Origin of the sequence: Citrobacter sp. XY323 (genome assembly GCF_025106035.1) — a bacterium.
GTDB lineage: Bacteria > Pseudomonadota > Gammaproteobacteria > Enterobacterales > Enterobacteriaceae > Citrobacter > Citrobacter braakii.
This window is the reverse complement of record NZ_JANYUK010000004.1, coordinates 503,697-522,591: the sequence shown is the minus strand read 5'-3', so window position 1 is coordinate 522,591 and position 18,895 is coordinate 503,697. Positions and strand designations below refer to the sequence as shown.

The window sequence follows — 18,895 nt, the reverse complement described above, 5'->3', positions numbered from 1 at the left end:
TCTCAGGGTTGGCGCTGGTGTGAAGGTAAAAAAATCGTCAGTAGCCCTGCCATGATGCACAGCACTCCGGCGAGCGCTTTCGCTGATAATATTCCCTGCCAGCCGGGCAGGATCATTGATGCAACCCACACCAGTACATAGCTCAGGCTGAGCAGGGCATACGCTTTGCTCAGTGCGAGCTGGTGCAGCGCTTTATGCCAGCAAATCACCGACAGTAAATACCCTGCCAGTCCGGCATACAGAGCAAATGCGCTGACGCTAAGAGAGAATACGGCGGAAATGAATTGCTGCGGCTGCAGCATTGGCGGCAGATTATCCATCGCAAAGCCGAGACTCAACTGGGCGGCTGAAGTGATAATAACGCTGCATAATCCCCAAAAGATGCCCATTACACCGCGCTCCCAAGAATAAAGATGCCGGTGATGATTAACCCCACACCTAGCCAGTGGCGCGGGGTGACGGGTTCGCGCCAGATTTTCCAGGCAGCCAGAGTCACCCATACAAAATTAAGACTCAGCATGGGGTAGGCGATGCCGACCGGAATGTTCTGCAGCACCGCCAGCCATAGCAGCATGGCCAGACCGAGACTTGCCAGAGCAAGCCCAATCCATAGCGTAATGTGGCGTTTTCGCGCTCGAACGGGAACGGGTCGCGACGCCTGCTTCTGACATAACTGACCGCAGACGCTGAGCAGGCTGGCGAGAACTAAGGCTATCCAGATCATTTCGGCCGATACTGAATCAGGACCAGACGCCCCTGATTATCGATATAGTCAGCGGGAGGGATAGCAAGTCGATTAATATCTTCATCCTTATCAATTGTGAGCACGAGCGTAATGTTTCCTTGCTGACGATGTTGCGCTAACCACTCGGCAAAGTTCCCCCGACCGACAAAACGCCCCTGGGCATCCGGGTAGTTAAGGCCATATTTTAACTCGCCCGTTTGTCCGTACATTATGATGTCGTCACGCTTCAGGCTCCAGGCCAGCCCCGCGGCGACGCCAACGCTGTCGGTGAGAATATAACGGCTCGACTCCAGCGACTCTTTGGTCATCTCGACAAAAAATTGTGGCTGTTTAGATTCCATCACCCGGTCAGGAATGGAGAAGCCAAACAACAGTGCCAGGCCTAATGGACACAGCGCTGCGAACGTCCAGTTCTTCTCGCGGTTATTTAGCGTATACCAGCCAAAGAGCGTCCAGATGATAAAAATGCCCCACGCACAAAACACCTTATAGGTTTCGATATGCGACCAGACCGGCGTCTTTAATGGACCCAGTGTAGAAACAATAAACGTGGCGACAATGCCGGTTACACCGAACAGAACGTTGATCCAGCCATTCACGCGCAGCGCGGTTGCACCTTTTTGCGCGGCCTGCAGGCCGAACCGCGCCGTCAATATTGCCAGCGGCGCGAAGCAGGAAAGAATATAGGTCGGCAGTTTTCCTTTCGCGATGCTGAAAAACAGGATTGGCATGATAATCCAGCTTAACAGGTACAGTGCACTGCGCGGAACATCCCGTTCACGCCAGCCCGTACGCAGCGCGCCGGGGAGCAGCCCGAGCCACGGTAATGCGCCAGCCACCAATACCGGAATGTAGTACCAGACGGGGGCCTTATGTTGGGCATCCTCCTGCGCGAAGCGTTGAATATGTTCAACCCAGAAGAAGTAATGCCAGAAATCCGGCTCACGCCGGGCAATCGCTATTCCCCAAGGCAGCACAGTCACGATGCAACCGACTACTGCCAGCAGACCGTAGATAATGAGATCTTTCCAGCGCTTTTGTACGAAAACCCACGGCAGTACGCTGAGCACAGGAACGGCGAGTGCCAGGAAACCCTTGGTCATCACGCCCATGCCGCAGGTTAACCCTAACAGCAGAAAGGCGGTAATTTTGCGCGTTCTGCTGGTGGCTTGCATCCCCTCCCAAAAGCAGCACATGCCCGCCATTAGCCAGAGCGCAATGATGGGATCAAGTACCGCGTAGGTGCCGATGCTGTAAACCGAAAAAAACGTTAAAAAGATAACCGAAGAGAGTACGGCGGTGCGCTTATCCCGCCACAACCGCATGGCAAGCCAGGCTACCATAAGCGCCGTCAGCAAAGTGGCAAAAATGGCTCCTGCTCTGACTCCAAAATTATTGGCGCCAAACAGCCATTGCCCGATGCTGTTTAACCAGTATCCGGCAATCGGTTTTTCAAAATACCGCAGCCCTAAAAAGTGCGGAACGATCCCGTCGCCAGAGGTCAGCATTTCCCGACTGATTTCGGCATAGCGCGTTTCATCAGGCTGCCACAGCAGGCGGCTGTTGATGGGGAGAATAAAATACAGCGCAATAAAAGCGATAAATGCCAGGGTGTAGCGGACAGTAAGTTTCATCTTGTCACACTCACTGGTTGTTGGCGGCCGACCCATCCCTCTCTGCCGGGTATTTTGCCACGCACGATCTGCCCTGTTGGCAGCGAACTGACATCGTCCGGTAACAGGTCGCCGAGCGGGCAAAATGTTATCCCCATGTCTGCGGCGCGAGTAAGCAGCTCGTCAAAATTCTGCTGAAAGGCGATGCCTTCAACTTCCGCATGAATGGTATACACCGGTGTTCCTCTGCTCATCTGGATGTGGGAGAGAATGTAAGCGTTGAAGTCCACCGCCTGGACTTCCTGACCAACCACTTCATCCCAGGTGGGTAGCGTGACGGGAATTTGCGGCGTACCTGTTTTCCCGGATGTCAGCACCGGACGGAATAACGACGTTCCCCGACAGTCGCTGTTATAACGCAGATGGAACGTTTCTTTGGCGTGGACGACGCGATCGTCGGCACGCCATCCGGCAACGGCAGAACAAGTGACGGGTTGTCCGATAAGAGTTTCAAGGGCCGTGATGCCTCGTGAAATATCATCAATCAGCTGTTTGTCATTCCAGTTTCCGCTTCGCGCCTGCCAGGCATGGTGATCCCAGGCATGCAGACCGGTTTCATGAATCAGGGCGGTTTGTGCAATGATCGCCGCGTTGGCCAGGCCGATCTCTTTTCCCGGCCAGGCGGTTCCCGCCAGCAATATATCCCATCCGTAAAGTGATGCGGCGTTTGAGCGCAGCATCTTCCACAGAAATTGTGGTTTCACAAGACGCCAGAGGTGGCGTCCCATGTTGTCCGGTCCAACGCTAAAGAAAAAACTTGCCCGCACGTTATGTTGGTTCAATGTCTCCAGCAGGCGGGGTACGCCTTCGCGCGTCCCCCTGAAAGTATCGACATCTATGCGCAAGCCGACTTGGGTCATGATGTGTGTTCCGTGATATTCACACTGCGTAAGAAGAAGTCCAGCGTCTCTTCTACCGTTTCCTGCATCTCAATGGTGGGCTCCCAGTTCAGGCAGCGTTTCGCATTGCGGATGTTGGGCTTACGATGTTCAACGTCTTGATAACCTTTACCATAGTAGCTGCTGCTTTCGACGTCACGGAAACCGGCAAACGGCGGGAAGTGGCTACGCAATGGATGTTTTTCAAAGCAGGTAAGCAGCATTTCTGCCAGTTCCTGAATACTCGCTTCGTTCTGCGGATTACCTATGTTGATAATCTCACCGTCGCAGCGTCCGCCTTCGTTTTCAATGATGCGGTACAGGGCTTCGATACCATCCCGAATGTCGGTAAAGCAGCGTTTTTGCTTGCCGCCTTCAATCAGCTTAATCGGTGAACCTTCCACCAGATTGAGGATCAGTTGGGTAATGGCGCGTGAGCTGCCGATACGCGCGGCGTTAAGGCTGTCCAGACGCGGCCCCATCCAGTTAAACGGGCGGAACAGGGTGAAGCGCAATCCCTCTTTTTCGCCGTACGCCCAGATTACGCGGTCCAACAACTGCTTGGAAACGGAGTAGATCCAGCGTGGTTTATTCACCGGACCGACGATCAGATTCGAGCTGTCCTCATCGAAGACTTTGTCGGTACACATGCCGTAGACTTCGGACGTTGACGGGAAAATGATGCGCTTACGGTATTTCACGCAGTAGCGAATGATTTTCAGGTTCTCTTCAAAATCGAGCTCAAATACGCGCAACGGGTTGCGGGTATATTCGATTGGCGTTGCGATCGCCACCAGCGGCAGCACGACGTCGCATTTTTTAACATGGTATTCAATCCATTCGGAGTGAATGCTGATGTCGCCTTCGACGAAGTGGAATCGCGGATGCTGCAGAAAACGTCCAATGGCGTCACTGCCAATATCGAGCCCATACACTTCGTAATGATCTTCTTGCAGCAGGCGTTCGGTCAGATGGTTACCAATGAAGCCATTGACGCCAAGGATCAGCACGCGTGTACGACGTTTAGTGGTGGTAACTGATTGACTGTTCAGGCGGGAGCCTGGAACCAGGCCCAGAACCTGCGCCAGTTGCGACCCTTGCATTGCAATACCATCGCCAGCTTGTCCGGTAATAATTTCCAGGGCGCCATCGCCACAGGCGATCAGCAAAGGAGAAACGGAGATGACGGTACCCGGTTGGGCCGCTGAGTTATTTACGCAAACGCGCGATGACCAGACGGTGAACTTTTGTGTACCGACATAGCTATATGCGCCCGGCCACGGATCGCTGACGGCGCGGACCTGGTTATGCAACTCTACGGCAGGTGTGTTCCAGTCGAGGAAGCTATCTTCCGGTGTACGGCGACCGAAACAGGTAGCATCTGCTTCCTGTTGGGGGCGTTCTGCATAATCCCCGGTTTTAATCGCGGGCAGTGCCTGTTCCAGCAGGTGACGCGCAGCCTGGCACAATTTATGGTGCAGCGTTATCGCCACGTCATCTGGCGAAATAGCGACGCGCTGCTGGGCAATAATGGCGCCAGCATCCGCGCGTTTGACCATGCGGTGAAGCGTGACGCCGGTTTCGGTTTCGCCATTGACCAATACCCAGTTCAGCGGCGCGCGACCACGGTATTTCGGCAGCAACGAACCATGCAGATTAAAAGCCCCGGCAGGCGCAAGACTGAGGATCTCATCACTCAGTAAATGACGATAGTAGAACGAGAAGATAACATCCGGCGCCAGTTGGCTAATGCGTTCAATCCACAAGGGATGATTGACCTCATCCGGGGCGTAAACCGGAATTCCGGCGCTGGCGGCAAGGCGGGAAACCGATCCAAAAAATGCTTTTTCGCCCGGATTATCAGTGTGCGTAAAAATGGCAGCGATTTCATAACCGGCATCCAACAAAGCCTGGACACCCTGACATCCCATATCGTGATAGGCAAATACGATGGCTTTCATGCGCGGTTTTCCTCGGTTGGCTGCGTGGTTTGTGGGCGGATAACGTGTTGAACAAAATAGCGGGGGCGGGCGCGGACATCGTTATAGATGCGACCGATATATTCGCCGAGTAAACCCATGCCAATAAACTGTGCGCCGATAAAGGTAAACAGGACGGCAAACAGCATGAATACCCCTTCCGCGGCCCACTGTGGACCGAGCGTCAGACGCAGAACCACAAGCAGGATAGACAAGGTAAAGCCAGTGGCGGCGATTACGCTGCCCAACAGGCTCAACATACGAAGTGGCGTTGTGGTCAGACAGGTCACCAGGTCATACATCAGGTTGATCAGACGCATAAAGCTGTATTTGGAGTCACCAAATTCTCGCTCTGCATGGTGTACCGGGATTTCCGTAGCGCGCCGGGCAAAAATGTTGGCCAGAATCGGGATAAAGGTACTGCGCTCCTGGCAATGCAGCATGGCATCGACGATGTGGCGGCGATAAGCGCGTAACATGCAACCGTAGTCGCCCATCGCTTTACCGGTGGTGCGCTGAATCAGATGGTTAATCATTCGTGAGGCGGTCTTACGAAATACGCTGTCCTGACGGTTCTGACGTACCGTGCCGACCACATCGAAGCCTTCATCTGCGGTGGCGACCAGCCGTGGGATCTCCTCCGGCGGGTTTTGCAAATCGGCATCCAGTGTGATGATCACGTCGCCGGTGACATGACTGAAACCGGCCATAATCGCCGAGTGTTGCCCGTAATTGCGATTCAATAAAATAGAAACAATGTGGCTGTTCGGTGCCTGGGAAGCGTCCATCATCAGCTGTGCGGAATGGTCGCTGCTGCCGTCATCAATTAGCAAAATTTCATAGTCTTTGCCCAATTTTTCGCAGGCAGCGCTGGTACGTCTGATTAACTCCGGTAAGCTTTCCTGTTCATTAAAAACGGGAATGACCACCGAGACTTTTTTGATCGGTGCTGCTTCAAACATGGTTATTGTCCTGCAATCTCGTGAAGTGCCGTAATTACCCGCTGGGTGTCATCGGCGGTCATATCGGGGAATAACGGCAGTGAGCAAATGCGCGCGCTATTCCATTCTGTATTGGGGAGCGAAAGGGTAGTGAAGCGTTCGCGGTAATATTTTTGCGTATGGGCCGCACGAAAATGCAGACCGGTGCCGATATTTTTGGCCTTTAACGCCTCCATTAAGGCATCTCTGCTCAGACCGCAGCGGGCTTCGTCAACGCGGATGATGAACAGGTGCCAGGCGTGAACGTGCGCCCACTGGGGCAGACTCAGTGGTTGAAATGGCGTATCGGCCAGCGCCTGTTGATACTCGCGGGCAATTTGCGCCCGGCGTGAGTTCAGGTGTTCCAGTTTATTTAGCTGTACCAACGCAATGGCGGCATTGATATCCGTGAGGTTGTACTTGTACCCTGGCGCAAGCACTTCGGCCTGCGGCGCCCGGCCATAGGTTTGTCGATCAAAGGCATCAACGCCCAGACCGTGAAACTTCAGGCTGCGAAGCCGTTGGGCAAGCTGGCTGTCGTCGGTAACGATCAACCCGCCTTCGGCGCAGGTAATATTTTTGATGGCGTGAAACGAGAATATTGCCGTGCCGCGCGCGCCGACATGACGACCTTTATACAACGTCCCTACGGCGTGGGCCGCATCTTCTATAATCGGAATGCCATAGCGTTCGCTAATGGCATAAATCGCGTCCAGGTCGGCGGGGGCGCCTGCGTAATGTACCGGAATAATGGCTTTGGTTCGCGGGGTGATGGCGGCCTCAATTTGCTCCGGTGTGACCATGAGCGTATCGCGGTCGACGTCGATCATGACTGGCGTCGCACCCAACAGGACAATCATGTTGAGGGTAGAAACCCACGTCATTGACGGTGTGATGACCTCATCGCCTGCACCGATGTCCAGCGCCATCAGCGTGATGTGCATTCCTGCCGTAGCGGAGCAGACGGCGACGGCGTGTTGATTTCCCGTGAGCTGGCAGAAGGCTTCTTCCAGCTGTTGATTTTTCGGGCCGGTGGTTATCCATCCAGAGTCCAGAACCGTCTTCACAGCGGCAAGTTCTTCAGCCCCCATTGCCGGGCGAGAGAAAGGCAAAAAGTCAGGCATCATTATTCCTTCAAGCCATTTAACGCCACCGACGTTTTATTTTTAGTGATAAACAGGGGCGTCGTTAATTATTTCATCAGGCTTCAAAGGGTAATGACGGAAGGTTAATTTATCCTTAAGAGTTTAAGGTTTGGGAAAGAGAGAGGAATAGCGTATTTTTTATTTATCTTAATGAAAAAAAGATCATGTAGGTTTGAGTGGTTTGGGCGACATTGCTGTTATCTGCAGACTGATGAGCGCAATGCCGCTATTAAGAATGCTAATTATATGCCGTTATTAAAATGATGATTTACAGTAACCCTTTCAAGGTTAACGTTTTACGCGTGGCGATATTTAAATCGTAAGAGCCGAGATCTTCCGCTTTAACCCAGGCGAATGCCTGGAATTCTTCATTAATTTTCACTTCACGATTAGCCGCCACACAATCGAAGATGAGATAAATCATATAAATCTCTTCCTGACTGCCATCGGCGTACGTTTTGGTGCGAACATCGTCACTGAAGGTCCATGGCGTAATATCTGATAACACCAGTTGTTCGCCCAGCTCTTCTCTTACTTCACGGCGCAAAGCTTCTTCAATACGTTCACCCGGTTCAACGCCGCCGCCAGAAAGCGCCCACTGACCGGGGAACACACCGCGGTCGTCAGCCATTTTGCACAGTAAATAACAGCCATCGTTTTGAATTAATGGGCAAACAATTGTTCTTTGGCGCATAAGTCGAATCCTTGTAGGGGAGGTATAGAAAATTCCATCGTGCACGCATCTTACCTTTTGCTGACGGTAGAAAAAACGCTTCATCGACGAATAACGCCGCTTTGGCAGGGAAAACAGGATGTTTGTAGAAAATGGCATTCTGCTGCCATCAGTGGCGTAATTGCTACAAGAATTTAACCTTATCTAAATCTTGTGAGTAGTATTTGCTTACAATATGTTATTGCATCGCTTTTTTAGTGCATTGATTCCTCATGATCTAACAGTACAATTCACCGGTTTTGGGGCTATGTTTTGATTCTTGCTGGAAAGGATAGAAAATGAAAAAAAGTTTAATGTTGGGTTTTGCCGGAATGCTGTTTGTTTCCGCGTCGGCGAGCGCGATTAGCATCAGCGGCCAGGCTGGCGAAGACTACACCAACCTGGGGTTCGGTATGGGTACTGAGACCACCGGTTTGGCCGTCAGCGGTAACTGGATGCATAACGATGACGACGGCGATGCGGCCGGGCTGGGACTGGGTCTGAATATTCCTCTCGGTCCGCTGCTGGCAACGGTCGGTGGGAAAGGCATTTATACTAACCCGAATGATGGTGACGAGGGTTACGCGGCGGCGGTCGGTGGCGGTTTGCAGTGGCCGATTGGCGACAGCCTCCGCCTGTTTGGTGAGTATTATTACTCTCCCGATTCTCTTTCCAGCGGTATCGACAGCTATGAAGAAGCGAATGCAGGTGCTCGTCTGACCATTATGCGTCCGCTGAGCATTGAAGCCGGTTATCGCTACCTGAACCTGGCAGGCAAAGACGGTAACCGCGATAACGCGATTGCTGACGGCCCGTACGTTGGGGTTAACGCGAGTTTCTGATTTTTCCGGCGCGGCGTTCAGTCGCGCCTTCCCCCCTCCATGCGTTATAGTGTTTTCATCATAAAAGCAGGAGAACACGATGTTAAACGTGGAGATGCTATCCACCGGGGATGAAGTGTTGCACGGACAAATCGTCGACACGAATGCCGCCTGGCTGGCCGATTTTTTCTTTAATCAGGGGTTACCACTAACCCGTCGCAACACGGTAGGTGACAATCTTGATGATTTGGTCGCCGTTTTGCGTGAGCGTAGCGAACATGCCGATGTACTGATCGTTAACGGCGGTCTGGGACCAACCAGCGATGATTTGAGCGCGCTGGCGGCGGCAACGGCAAAAGGTGAAGGGCTGGTGCTGCATGAAGCATGGCTCGACGAGATGACGCGTTATTTCCGCGATCGTGGACGCGTGATGGCACCGAGTAACCGCAAACAGGCTGAGCTACCTGCCAGCGCGGAATTCATCAATAATCCCGTAGGAACCGCGTGTGGGTTTGCCCTGAAGCTTAACCGCTGCCTGATGTTCTTTACCCCAGGAGTGCCATCAGAATTTAAAGTCATGGTTGAGCATGAGATCCTGCCGCGTTTGCGTGAGCGTTTTTCGCTGTCTCAACCCCCGCTATGCCTGCGATTAACCACCTTTGGTCGTTCTGAAAGCGAGCTTGCGCAGAGCCTGGATCCGCTGCAATTGCCTCCGGGAGTGACAATGGGCTACCGCTCGTCAATGCCGATTATCGAACTAAAGCTGACCGGGCCGGATTCCCAACGGGAAGCGATGCTGGCGCTGTGGCCAGAAGTTAAGCGGGTTGCCGGGCAGAATATGATTTTCGAAGGTACGGAAGGTTTACCCGCGCAAATCGCCCGCACGTTGCAGGAACGGCAATACAGCCTGACGCTAAGCGAACAATTCACCGGTGGTCTGGTGGCGCTGCAGCTTTCGCGCGCGAATGCTCCGCTGTTGGCGAGCGAAGTGGTTCCGCCCCAGGAAGAAACGCTGGCGCAAACGGCACACTGGATAACCGAACGACGCGGCAACCATTATGCCGGGCTGGCGCTGGCGGTATCGGCTTTCGAAAACGAACATATTAACTTTGCGCTGGCAACGCCTGATGGAACGCATGCCTTACGCGTACGGCTGAACGCTAATCGTTATAGTTTGTCGGTGCGTCAGGAAGTGTGCGCAATGATGGCGCTCAATATGCTGCGCCGTTGGCTCAACGGGCAGGATATTGCCAGCGAACACGGTTGGATAGAAGTGGTTGAATCCCTGACGCTGCCTTCCTGACTTGCACTGTCTCACGCGCTTGTTATGGGAAGGCATTCTGGCCTTCCCGTTATCAGTCCAACCTGTTGTACTCTCTGTAAAAAAATCCGTGCGTTAGTTCACAATTGTGCTCGTTTTTTCTCCAGCCAGCTGGAAGAACGAGAGGATTTGATGCGCTTCACAATTTTAACCCCCTTAACCTACCACACTGATTCCAGTATCTCAGACTGGAGTCCAGTATGTTGGAATCAAGCAAAGTTCCCGCGCTCACCAGGGCGATCGAAATACTCAATCTCATTGCGCGTATCGGCCCATGTAGCGCCGCCACCATCATAGAGACGCTGGGTATTCCAAAAAGCACCGCGTACCTGTTACTTAACGAACTGAAGCGTCAGCGCTTTATTAGCATTGATCATCAGGAAAATTACTGCCTGTGGACCAAGCTGGTTGAGTTGTCCGGGCATGCGCTGAGCAAGATGGATTTACGTGAATTGGCGCGTCCACGGCTGACACAACTGATGGATGAGACAGGGTTACTTTGCCATCTCGGGATCATCGACCACGAAAGCGCGTATTACATTCTGAAAGTGGAATCGTCATCCACTATCAGCGTGCGCTCCCACGAAGGGAAAAGTCTTTCGCTCTATCGCTCGGGTATCGGCAAATGCCTGCTGGCCTGGCAACCGGCAGCCGCACGAAAAGCCATTATTGAACAGCTGATATGGGAACAGGCAACGCCGACCACTATCACCAGGCCACAGCAGTTGAATGACGAGCTGGAGCGTATTCGACAGCGTGGATGGAGCTTTGATAATGGCGAAGATTATCCCGATGTTCGTTGCGTCGCAGCGCCTGTTTTTAACGCTAACAATGAACTGACCGCCGCGATTTCAGTGGTCGGCACTCGTCTGCAAATTAACGAAGAGAACCGTGATTATCTGGCCGGTAAAGCGATTGCCTGCGCCAGGGATATTTCACGCCTGTTGGGATGGAAAAGTCCCTTCGACTCACTCGCTTCATAAAAAGGAGAACACCATGACCCTACCTAAAATTAAACACGTTCGTGCCTGGTTTACCGGTGGTGCTACGGCGGATAAAGGCGCTGGCGGCGGCGACTATCACGATCAGGGCGCTAACCACTGGATTGACGATCATATCGCCACGCCAATGAGCAAATATCGTGAATATGAGCAATCGCGCCAGTCCTTTGGCATCAACGTATTAGGGACACTGATTGTTGAAGTGGAAGCTGAAAACGGACAGACCGGTTTTGCTGTTTCCACCGCAGGGGAGATGGGGTGCTTTATTGTGGAAAAGCATCTCAATCGTTTTATTGAAGGGAAATGCGTCAGTGATATCAAACTCATTCACGACCAGATGCTGGGCGCAACGATGTACTACTCCGGCTCCGGCGGTCTGGTGATGAACACCATCTCGTGCGTGGATCTGGCGCTGTGGGATCTGTTTGGCAAGGTGGTGGGTTTACCGGTTTACAAGCTACTGGGCGGCGCGGTACGCGACGAAATTCAATTCTACGCGACCGGTGCGCGCCCTGATCTGGCGAAAGAGATGGGCTTTATTGGCGGCAAAATGCCGACCCACTGGGGGCCGCACGACGGGGATGCAGGGATCCGCAAAGATGCGGCAATGGTAGCCGACATGCGTGAGAAATGCGGTCCGGATTTCTGGTTGATGCTCGATTGCTGGATGAGTCAGGACGTGAACTATGCCACCAAACTGGCCCATGCCTGCGCACCGTCCAACCTGAAGTGGATCGAAGAGTGTCTGCCGCCGCAGCAGTATGAAGGCTATCGCGAGCTGAAACGTAACGCCCCGGCGGGGATGATGGTCACCAGCGGTGAACACCACGGGACGCTGCAATCCTTCCGCACGCTCTCAGAAACCGGCATCGATATCATGCAGCCTGATGTGGGCTGGTGCGGTGGGTTAACCACGCTGGTGGAAATTGCCGCTATTGCTAAATCGCGCGGACAGCTGGTGGTGCCGCATGGTTCCTCGGTTTACTCGCACCACGCGGTGATCACGTTCACCAATACCCCGTTCAGCGAGTTTTTGATGACCAGCCCGGATTGTTCAACGATGCGTCCACAGTTTGATCCGATCCTTCTGGACGAACCGGTACCCGTCAATGGCCGCATTCATAAGTCGGTGCTCGACAAACCAGGATTTGGCGTCGAGCTTAACCGCGACTGCAATCTGAAGCGCCCTTATAGCCACTAATGACCAGTGCGTTGCCAATGCCACGGCAACGCCCTCATTTCTTTGAGGATCTTGCTATGAGTACCACGTTACTTGATGGTGTGGTGAAGAAAAACCGCGCCCGTTTGATTCCCTTTATGCTGGCGCTGTATGTGCTGGCGTTTCTTGACCGCTCGAACATCGGTTTTGCCAAAGAGACCTATCAGATTGATACCGGTCTGAGCAACGAAGCTTATGCGTTGGGCGCGGGGATTTTCTTTGTGGTTTACGCCTTTCTGGGGGTTCCTGCCAACCTGTTGATGCGTAAATTTGGTGCCAGAACCTGGATTGGTACCACCACGTTGCTGTGGGGATTCCTCTCTGCGGCGATGGCATGGGCGGATACTGAATCGAAATTTCTGATTATCCGTACTCTGCTGGGGGCGGCAGAGGCGGGCTTCTTCCCCGGTATGATCTACCTGACGTCCCAGTGGTTCCCCCAGCGTAACCGCGCCAGCATCATGGGGCTGTTCTACATGGGGGCGCCGCTGGCGTTAACCCTGGGATCGCCGCTTTCCGGTGCGCTGTTGGAGATGCACGGCTTTATGGGGCATCCAGGGTGGTTCTGGATGTTCGTTATCGAAGGTTTACTGGCGGTAGGTGCGGGCATTTTCACCTTCTTCTGGCTGGATGATACCCCGCAGCAGGCGCGTTTCCTGAGCGCGGAGGAAAAGTCGTTACTTATTAGCCAACTGACAAGTGAAGAGGAGAAAAAGGTCACTTCACGCCTGTCGGATGCGCTGCGTAATGGCCGTGTCTGGCAACTGGCGATTATCTATCTGACGATCCAGGTGGCGGTGTATGGCCTGATCTTCTTCCTGCCAACTCAGGTTGCTGCGTTGTTAGGGACAAAAGTGGGCTTTACGGCTTCGGTCGTGGCGGCAATACCGTGGGTGGCGGCGCTGTTTGGTACCTGGCTTATTCCTCGCTACTCCGATCGCACCGGCGACCGGCGTAATGTTGCCGCGCTGACGCTGCTGGCGGCAGGAATCGGCATTGGCCTTTCCGGGCTGGTTTCACCGGTACTGGCGATTGTGGCGCTCTGCGTCGCGGCGGTCGGTTTCATTGCGGTACAGCCGGTGTTCTGGACGATGCCAACGCAACTTCTTTCCGGGACAGCTCTGGCGGCGGGGATCGGCTTCGTCAACCTGTTTGGTGCCGTTGGCGGCTTTATTGCTCCCATTCTGCGCGTCAAAGCCGAAACGGTGTTTGCCAGCGATGCGGCGGGTCTGCTGGTCCTCGCGGGCGTCGCGATTATTGGCTCGCTAATCATCTTTACGCTGAGTGTGAACCGTTCAGTTTCACAAGCAGGCGCTGCGCATCATTAATCTTATCTACGTTGTAAGGATCGTTATGAACGCATTGTTATCAAATCCCTTCAAAGAAGGATTACGCAAAGGGGAAGTCCAGGTCGGCCTGTGGCTCAGTTCGACCACCTCTTACATGGCGGAGATTGCCGCGACGTCGGGCTATGACTGGCTGCTGATTGATGGAGAACACGCGCCGAACACGGTGCAGGATCTTTACCATCAGTTGCAGGCGATTGCGCCTTATGCCAGCCAGCCTGTGGTTCGACCGGTGGAAGGCAGTAAAGCGTTGATCAAGCAGGTGCTGGATATCGGCGCGCAGACGCTGCTTGTCCCGATGGTCGACAGCGCAGAGCAGGCGCTTCAGGTGGTTTCCGCGACTCGTTATCCACCGCTCGGCGAGCGTGGTGTCGGCGCCAGCGTGGCACGGGCGGCGCGCTGGGGGCGTATCGACAATTATATGGCCCAGGCTAATGAATCACTCTGCCTGCTGGTACAGGTCGAAAGCAAAGCGGCACTGGATAATCTGGATGCCATTCTGGACGTTGACGGTATTGACGGTGTCTTTATTGGCCCGGCGGATCTTTCTGCGTCGTTAGGCTACCCGGATAATGCCGGACACCCGGAGGTGCAGCGGATCATTGAGCAAAGCATTCGCCGTATTCGCGCAGCCGGAAAAGCAGCCGGTTTCCTCGCTGTTGACCCAGCAATGGCGCAGAAATGTCTGCAATGGGGAGCAAATTTTGTCGCGGTAGGCGTGGATACCATGCTTTATACCGAAGCGCTGGATCGCAGGCTGGCAATGTTTAAATCAGGACCGGCAATTCAACCGCTGAAAAGTAGTTATTAGGTGCTAAAGCCCGGTAGCCAACGCCACCGGGCAACAGAATTAACCTAACGCTTTGGCAAGCAGGGTGATGGGGTGTTCGCAGCGTTTGCTTGTCGACATCTCAATCTGCCATTTACAGGTTTCGCAGTCGGTGACGACGATATCAGCGCCGCTGTCTTCAATCTGGCGGAACAGCGGTGCGCCAATGGACTGCGATGTCGGGTAGTTTTCCTTTTTAAAGCCGTATGTCCCGGCAATCCCGCAGCATTGCGAGTCCAGCACCGTTAGCTCCAGCCCTGGAATTTGTCGTAGCAGTTCCAGCGTGTAGAGCGTCCAGCCCATTTTCTCCATGTGGCATGGCGTGTGGTAGACCACTTTCAGCGGCAGCGTTTTCAGCGGCAGCGTTTTGCCTTCATCCAGCTTGCGCCACAGCCAGCGGGTTGCCAGTTCAATGTGTTCGCGTAGACCTGAGTTGTCGACGTCCAGCACTTCCGGATATTCATCACGCAGCGCAAAGGTGCAGGTTGATGAGGTGGCGATCACCGGAATGCCTTTACCGTCAATTGCTTCTCTGAGCGAGGCCACGTTGCTCACCGCCTGCTTACGCGCTTTATCGGTAAAGCCGTTGGCAATCAGCGGTACGCCGCAGCATTTCTCTTTGCTCAGCAGTTGCACCCCGGTTCCCATCGCATTCAATACTTTGATCAGATCTTTGCCGAGCTGCGGATGGTTGTAATTCACAAAACAGCCGTGGAAAAAGGCAACCTGATCCTGATATTGCGCTTGCTGTGCGGCAACGCTGCGATACCAGCGGCGGAAGGTGCCGAAAGAGTACTTCGGCAGCGTACGGCGATGGTCGATTTTTAGCGCGTAATCCAGCAACTGACGCACCGGTTTGAGTGAGGTGGCGGTATTCACTATCGGGGCGAACGGTGTGGACACGCTACCCATCAAATCGGTATGGCTTAAGACAAAGTTACGCAGCGACGGACGCGTTGTGTCGTATTTGGCGCGCGCGCGTTGGATGATATCGCCAATCTTCACATCTGACGGACAGGCTACTTCGCAACGCTTACAGTTGATGCAGTATTTCAGCGCATCGTCATATAACGCGCCATCTTTCAGGCGCAGACGCTCACCGTCCGGTCCGGCCTGTTTAGGACCAGGGTAGTTCGGATTGACGCGACTTACCGGGCAGGCCGTGGTGCACACCGTGCATTTGATACAACTTTCAAAACGTGTGTCGCTCATTGCTGGCCTCCTGCACGTTTCGCAATATGATGTGCGGCGTGTAAGGCGCTAACAGCGCACACGCCGCCTCCGCAACCCTGGGCGATAGGGTCGAATCCGCCGAGAACGGAACCGATGGCATACATGTTCTCTATCGTTTGTCCCGCCAGCGACGGGCGCAGCCCGGCATCGGTCGTAACGCCAAACTGCTGCCACGGTTGTGGGTCGAAGACGTCACGCTCATACCACTCGGCGCGCGTGGCGGTTTGCTGTACATCCAGCCCCAGGATAGGTTCGTAGATGGCCTCACGCGTGGCGACCAGCCCGCTGCTGAAGAAGCTGCCGCTGGCGAGCACGGCGAAACGTGGCCGCAAAGGAATATCGGCATGATTACGGGTCCAGATTTCGCTGACCACGCCGTCCTGACAGGTGATTTTCTTCACTTCATCACCCGGCATCCAGACGCCGCCCTGGCGCACAAACTGGCGCTGCAATTTGTTATGCAAACGCATACCCAGTACCGAAGGCGGGAGGGTCGGTAACAGCGTCAGCGAGCAGGGGAGACGCTCGTTAAGCCATTGCCAGAGCTGTTCATCCGCCAGACCGAAGCAGGCCGGCATAATTATCATGTCGCAGGTTTTTGCTACTGGCAGTAAAGCGTCATAGAGCAGCGACCATTTATCTTCGTTATCCAGCAGGCGCGCAATATTGACGGCGCGAAACTCGGTCGGGTTATCACGCAGGACATCCAGCTCAGGCAGATCGATTTCTGCCGTCTCGACGCTGAGATTGCGTTGACGCAGCGACGCTGCGGCGAGATGTGCCTGAAAATCCAGTAAACCGCTAATACCTACAACGCAGATACGCTGCGCGGACAGCGGCCAGACCGGAACTTCCGGGGAACTTAACCAGGTTGAGCGCAGCGTTCCCAGCGGGGTGATGCGTTGATGTGACTGATGTACCTTGCCTTGCAAATGCGTTCCGCATTCTTCCAGCAGATTTTGCGCCTGCTGGGCCAGCTCCAGGACGTTGTGCGTTTCGATGGTGCTGTACGGGTGCGCGGGTGCCTGAGTGCGCAGCGCATTCAGGCCTGCTTCTATATCCGTCACCGGTTGGCCATCGGGTAAGTTGCTGAGCAAATCCAGTGAGCCGGAGGAGAAATGCAGGGCGCTTTGGCCGCGAGTGACAATCGTGCAGCGTAAACCGCTTTTTTGCAGTTGCAGGCCGCACAGTAGTCCGGCCAGGCCGCCGCCGATAATGACGGTATCAAATTTCATCCTGGTGCTCCTTTTCCAGACCGCACAATCCCTGATAGACCCAGCGTGTGAATTCGCTTTCGCGCAGCGCATCTCCCCAGGCGATAGGCTGCACGCCTTTCCAGCGTTCATTGAGGAAATCGGAAAGCTGAGTGATAGATTGCGCGGCGGTGGTGACATTAAAACGTTGCAGCAAACCTGCGGCGCGGCAGGCACACAATTCGCCCTGGCAGGTCCCCATTCCAACACGGGTACGGCGACGCAAATCCAGCAGGCTGTTGACGGTCAAATTCTCGACGGCGTACTGCACTTCACCTGCAGTGACCGCTTCGCATTCACAGACCAGGCTGCGGTGCTGACGACCTTCGCTAAGCCACGCAGGGGTGCGATCGCCGTGACGGTAGACCGCTGAGCCGCGCAGTGGCGCGGGCAACGAGATCACGCGTTTGAGCGTATGCTCGGTCGATTCTTGTGAGCCAGGCAGCGCCGTGTCTGCCGTTGTGCAAGGTTGGGTATTGCCCAGTTTACGGCAAACGGCATCGGTGGCCCACTCTGCCATCAGGCGGTAGGTCATCAATTTGCCGCCGGTAATGGTGATAAACCCGTCAAGTCCGTCACGCTGGGCGTGATCGAACAGTACAATCCCACGGCTGACGTTACGTCCACTTGGATCGTCGTCGCTGGCTACCAGAGGACGCACGCCGGAGTAGGCGCGTAAAATGCGCGTTTTCGCCATAATCGGCGCCAGTTTTTCGCCTTCACGCAGCAGTATATCGACCTCTTCTGCGGTGACGCGGTTGCTGTCGATATCATCGTAATCGATGTGCTGTGAGGTGGTGCCAATCAGCGAAATGGTATCACCGGGCACCAGGATATCGGCGTCAGACGGCTTACGACAGCGGTTGATGACATGCTGGTTAATGCGGTGATCCATAATCAGCAGCGAACCTTTGGCCGGGAACATACGGATGCTCAGATCGGCATATTCCGCAATGCGCTGGCCCCAGATCCCGGCGGCGTTGACGACTACCGGTGCATGCAGGGACTGCATCTCACCCGTCAGATGATTGCGTACGTTCACGCCGCAAACCGTTGCCCCTTCACGAATCAGTCCCGTCACTTCATGCGCCGTTAAGATTACTGCGCCATGCTCACGCGCATCCAGCATGTTGGCGGCGGTTAAGCGGAAAGGATCAACCGTGCCGTCCGGCACTTTTACCGCGCCAATCAGCTGTGGGTTGACGGAAGGTTCAATAATGCGCGCCTGCTTAGGGTCAATTGCTTCTGCGCGAATACCGGCCTCTTCACAGGCGCGAATAAAGGTTGCCTGGAAGGAGAGTTCATCTTCCGGCAGGGTAATAAACAGACCGTCCGTCGGCTCAACGCAATGACGGGCGATACGTTTGAGAATTTGGTTTTCGCTGATGCACTCCCGGGCAGATTCAGCGTCGGTGACGGCGTAGCGTGCACCGCTGTGCAGCAGACCGTGGTTACGTCCGGTCGCCCCTGTGGCGATATCGTGGCGTTCCACTAAGATGACGCGCAACCCGCGCAGCGCACAATCGCGTGCGATCCCTGCACCTGTTGCTCCTCCACCAATGATAATCACGTCACTTGTTTGCGAGTCGCGAATTTTCATTGTTTTTCCTCACAGTTCGTTTTTTATCATTTAGCCACATAAAAAACATGGATTGTTTGATTTCGCGCATAATCGCTCATTATTCGAAAATGAAACGTGATTTCGTGCGCCTTTATGAACATTTGTCATAAATCTGTAACAATATGTGCAGCGTTTCACA

Annotated in this window: 17 protein-coding genes; 6 read left to right on the top strand and 11 right to left on the bottom strand. The window is 54.2% G+C overall.

The genetic code is table 11. From position 1 onward, the window contains the following. Nucleotides 1–2: 2 nt before the first annotated feature. From arnF to nudI, 8 genes are all read right to left on the bottom strand, one after another. On the bottom strand, nt 3–389 hold the full coding sequence (gene arnF, locus N0B36_RS08900; protein ID WP_181221399.1) for a 4-amino-4-deoxy-L-arabinose-phosphoundecaprenol flippase subunit ArnF: 387 nt from the start codon (nt 387–389) through the stop codon (nt 3–5). After that, nucleotides 389–724, bottom strand: coding sequence for a 4-amino-4-deoxy-L-arabinose-phosphoundecaprenol flippase subunit ArnE (gene arnE / locus N0B36_RS08895; RefSeq protein WP_016153819.1), 336 nt, complete (start codon nt 722–724; stop codon nt 389–391). Before arnE ends, arnF begins: the two co-directional genes overlap by 1 nt. After that, nucleotides 721–2,379 carry a lipid IV(A) 4-amino-4-deoxy-L-arabinosyltransferase gene (arnT, locus tag N0B36_RS08890; RefSeq protein ID WP_131379688.1) on the bottom strand — a complete coding sequence of 553 codons (1,659 nt, stop codon included), beginning with the start codon at nt 2,377–2,379 and terminating at the stop codon, nt 721–723. The genes arnE and arnT overlap by 4 nt, the downstream gene beginning before the upstream one ends. After that, nucleotides 2,376–3,278 carry a 4-deoxy-4-formamido-L-arabinose-phosphoundecaprenol deformylase gene (gene arnD, locus N0B36_RS08885; RefSeq protein WP_259687107.1) on the bottom strand — a complete coding sequence of 301 codons (903 nt, stop codon included), beginning with the start codon at nt 3,276–3,278 and terminating at the stop codon, nt 2,376–2,378. Before arnD ends, arnT begins: the two co-directional genes overlap by 4 nt. Further along, the gene (arnA, locus tag N0B36_RS08880; RefSeq protein ID WP_259687106.1) at nt 3,275–5,257 is read right to left on the bottom strand and encodes a bifunctional UDP-4-amino-4-deoxy-L-arabinose formyltransferase/UDP-glucuronic acid oxidase ArnA; all 1,983 of its coding nucleotides are present in this window, start codon (nt 5,255–5,257) and stop codon (nt 3,275–3,277) included. The genes arnD and arnA overlap by 4 nt, the downstream gene beginning before the upstream one ends. Next, nucleotides 5,254–6,237: an undecaprenyl-phosphate 4-deoxy-4-formamido-L-arabinose transferase gene (gene arnC, locus N0B36_RS08875; RefSeq protein ID WP_049281478.1), complete on the bottom strand. Its 984-nt coding sequence runs from the start codon at nt 6,235–6,237 to the stop codon at nt 5,254–5,256. The genes arnA and arnC overlap by 4 nt, the downstream gene beginning before the upstream one ends. A gap of 2 nt (nt 6,238–6,239) precedes the next feature. Beyond that, nucleotides 6,240–7,379: a UDP-4-amino-4-deoxy-L-arabinose aminotransferase gene (arnB, locus tag N0B36_RS08870; RefSeq protein ID WP_200051644.1), complete on the bottom strand. Its 1,140-nt coding sequence runs from the start codon at nt 7,377–7,379 to the stop codon at nt 6,240–6,242. A 289-nt stretch (nt 7,380–7,668) separates the two neighbouring features. Next, nucleotides 7,669–8,094: a nucleoside triphosphatase NudI gene (gene nudI, locus N0B36_RS08865; protein ID WP_016153813.1), complete on the bottom strand. Its 426-nt coding sequence runs from the start codon at nt 8,092–8,094 to the stop codon at nt 7,669–7,671. 317 nt (nt 8,095–8,411) lie between these two features. Here nudI and N0B36_RS08860 point away from each other — a divergent pair, with 317 nt between their 5' ends. The 6 genes from N0B36_RS08860 to yfaU all read left to right on the top strand — a co-directional run bounded on the left by N0B36_RS08860 (nt 8,412) and on the right by yfaU (nt 14,631). Continuing rightward, nucleotides 8,412–8,954, top strand: a complete 543-nt coding sequence (locus tag N0B36_RS08860) for a YfaZ family outer membrane protein (RefSeq protein ID WP_016153812.1) — start codon at nt 8,412–8,414, stop codon at nt 8,952–8,954. 79 nt (nt 8,955–9,033) lie between these two features. Then, a complete protein-coding gene (locus N0B36_RS08855) occupies nt 9,034–10,236 on the top strand; it encodes a nicotinamide mononucleotide deamidase-related protein YfaY (protein ID WP_094761629.1) in 1,203 nt (400 codons plus the stop codon). A gap of 218 nt (nt 10,237–10,454) precedes the next feature. Continuing rightward, a complete protein-coding gene (locus N0B36_RS08850; RefSeq protein ID WP_047500908.1) occupies nt 10,455–11,237 on the top strand; it encodes an IclR family transcriptional regulator in 783 nt (260 codons plus the stop codon). A 13-nt stretch (nt 11,238–11,250) separates the two neighbouring features. Further along, nucleotides 11,251–12,456, top strand: coding sequence for an L-rhamnonate dehydratase (gene rhmD / locus N0B36_RS08845; protein ID WP_016153809.1), 1,206 nt, complete (start codon nt 11,251–11,253; stop codon nt 12,454–12,456). A 56-nt stretch (nt 12,457–12,512) separates the two neighbouring features. After that, nucleotides 12,513–13,802 (top strand): MFS transporter, encoded by a 1,290-nt coding sequence (locus N0B36_RS08840; protein WP_019077274.1) that lies wholly within the window; start codon nt 12,513–12,515, stop codon nt 13,800–13,802. 25 nt (nt 13,803–13,827) lie between these two features. Next, nucleotides 13,828–14,631, top strand: coding sequence for a 2-keto-3-deoxy-L-rhamnonate aldolase (gene yfaU, locus N0B36_RS08835; protein ID WP_049281473.1), 804 nt, complete (start codon nt 13,828–13,830; stop codon nt 14,629–14,631). A gap of 39 nt (nt 14,632–14,670) precedes the next feature. Here the strand turns inward: yfaU and glpC are convergent, their stop codons facing one another. From glpC to glpA, 3 genes are read right to left on the bottom strand one after another with little or no spacing between them, the layout of a single operon-like run. Beyond that, entirely contained in the window at nt 14,671–15,861 is a 1,191-nt protein-coding gene (gene glpC / locus N0B36_RS08830; protein ID WP_016153805.1) for an anaerobic glycerol-3-phosphate dehydrogenase subunit GlpC, read from the bottom strand. After that, on the bottom strand, nt 15,858–17,117 hold the full coding sequence (gene glpB, locus N0B36_RS08825) for a glycerol-3-phosphate dehydrogenase subunit GlpB (protein ID WP_259687105.1): 1,260 nt from the start codon (nt 17,115–17,117) through the stop codon (nt 15,858–15,860). Before glpB ends, glpC begins: the two co-directional genes overlap by 4 nt. Then, nucleotides 17,107–18,735 (bottom strand): anaerobic glycerol-3-phosphate dehydrogenase subunit A, encoded by a 1,629-nt coding sequence (gene glpA / locus N0B36_RS08820; RefSeq protein ID WP_016157025.1) that lies wholly within the window; start codon nt 18,733–18,735, stop codon nt 17,107–17,109. Before glpA ends, glpB begins: the two co-directional genes overlap by 11 nt. Nucleotides 18,736–18,895: the final 160 nt, after the last annotated feature.

What these genes read in the sequence shown, in the direction of transcription:
- arnF (WP_181221399.1), bottom strand. Translation starts at nt 389, where the DNA reads ATGGGCATCTTTTGGGGATTATGCAGCGTTATTATCACTTCAGCCGCC.
- glpB (WP_259687105.1), bottom strand. Translation starts at nt 17,117, where the DNA reads ATGAAATTTGATACCGTCATTATCGGCGGCGGCCTGGCCGGACTACTG.
- N0B36_RS08855 (WP_094761629.1), top strand. Translation starts at nt 9,034, where the DNA reads ATGTTAAACGTGGAGATGCTATCCACCGGGGATGAAGTGTTGCACGGA.
- N0B36_RS08860 (WP_016153812.1), top strand. Translation starts at nt 8,412, where the DNA reads ATGAAAAAAAGTTTAATGTTGGGTTTTGCCGGAATGCTGTTTGTTTCC.
- N0B36_RS08840 (WP_019077274.1), top strand. Translation starts at nt 12,513, where the DNA reads ATGAGTACCACGTTACTTGATGGTGTGGTGAAGAAAAACCGCGCCCGT.
- arnD (WP_259687107.1), bottom strand. Translation starts at nt 3,278, where the DNA reads ATGACCCAAGTCGGCTTGCGCATAGATGTCGATACTTTCAGGGGGACG.
- yfaU (WP_049281473.1), top strand. Translation starts at nt 13,828, where the DNA reads ATGAACGCATTGTTATCAAATCCCTTCAAAGAAGGATTACGCAAAGGG.
- arnB (WP_200051644.1), bottom strand. Translation starts at nt 7,379, where the DNA reads ATGCCTGACTTTTTGCCTTTCTCTCGCCCGGCAATGGGGGCTGAAGAA.
- arnA (WP_259687106.1), bottom strand. Translation starts at nt 5,257, where the DNA reads ATGAAAGCCATCGTATTTGCCTATCACGATATGGGATGTCAGGGTGTC.
- arnC (WP_049281478.1), bottom strand. Translation starts at nt 6,237, where the DNA reads ATGTTTGAAGCAGCACCGATCAAAAAAGTCTCGGTGGTCATTCCCGTT.
- glpC (WP_016153805.1), bottom strand. Translation starts at nt 15,861, where the DNA reads ATGAGCGACACACGTTTTGAAAGTTGTATCAAATGCACGGTGTGCACC.
- arnE (WP_016153819.1), bottom strand. Translation starts at nt 724, where the DNA reads ATGATCTGGATAGCCTTAGTTCTCGCCAGCCTGCTCAGCGTCTGCGGT.
- nudI (WP_016153813.1), bottom strand. Translation starts at nt 8,094, where the DNA reads ATGCGCCAAAGAACAATTGTTTGCCCATTAATTCAAAACGATGGCTGT.
- N0B36_RS08850 (WP_047500908.1), top strand. Translation starts at nt 10,455, where the DNA reads ATGTTGGAATCAAGCAAAGTTCCCGCGCTCACCAGGGCGATCGAAATA.
- glpA (WP_016157025.1), bottom strand. Translation starts at nt 18,735, where the DNA reads ATGAAAATTCGCGACTCGCAAACAAGTGACGTGATTATCATTGGTGGA.
- rhmD (WP_016153809.1), top strand. Translation starts at nt 11,251, where the DNA reads ATGACCCTACCTAAAATTAAACACGTTCGTGCCTGGTTTACCGGTGGT.
- arnT (WP_131379688.1), bottom strand. Translation starts at nt 2,379, where the DNA reads ATGAAACTTACTGTCCGCTACACCCTGGCATTTATCGCTTTTATTGCG.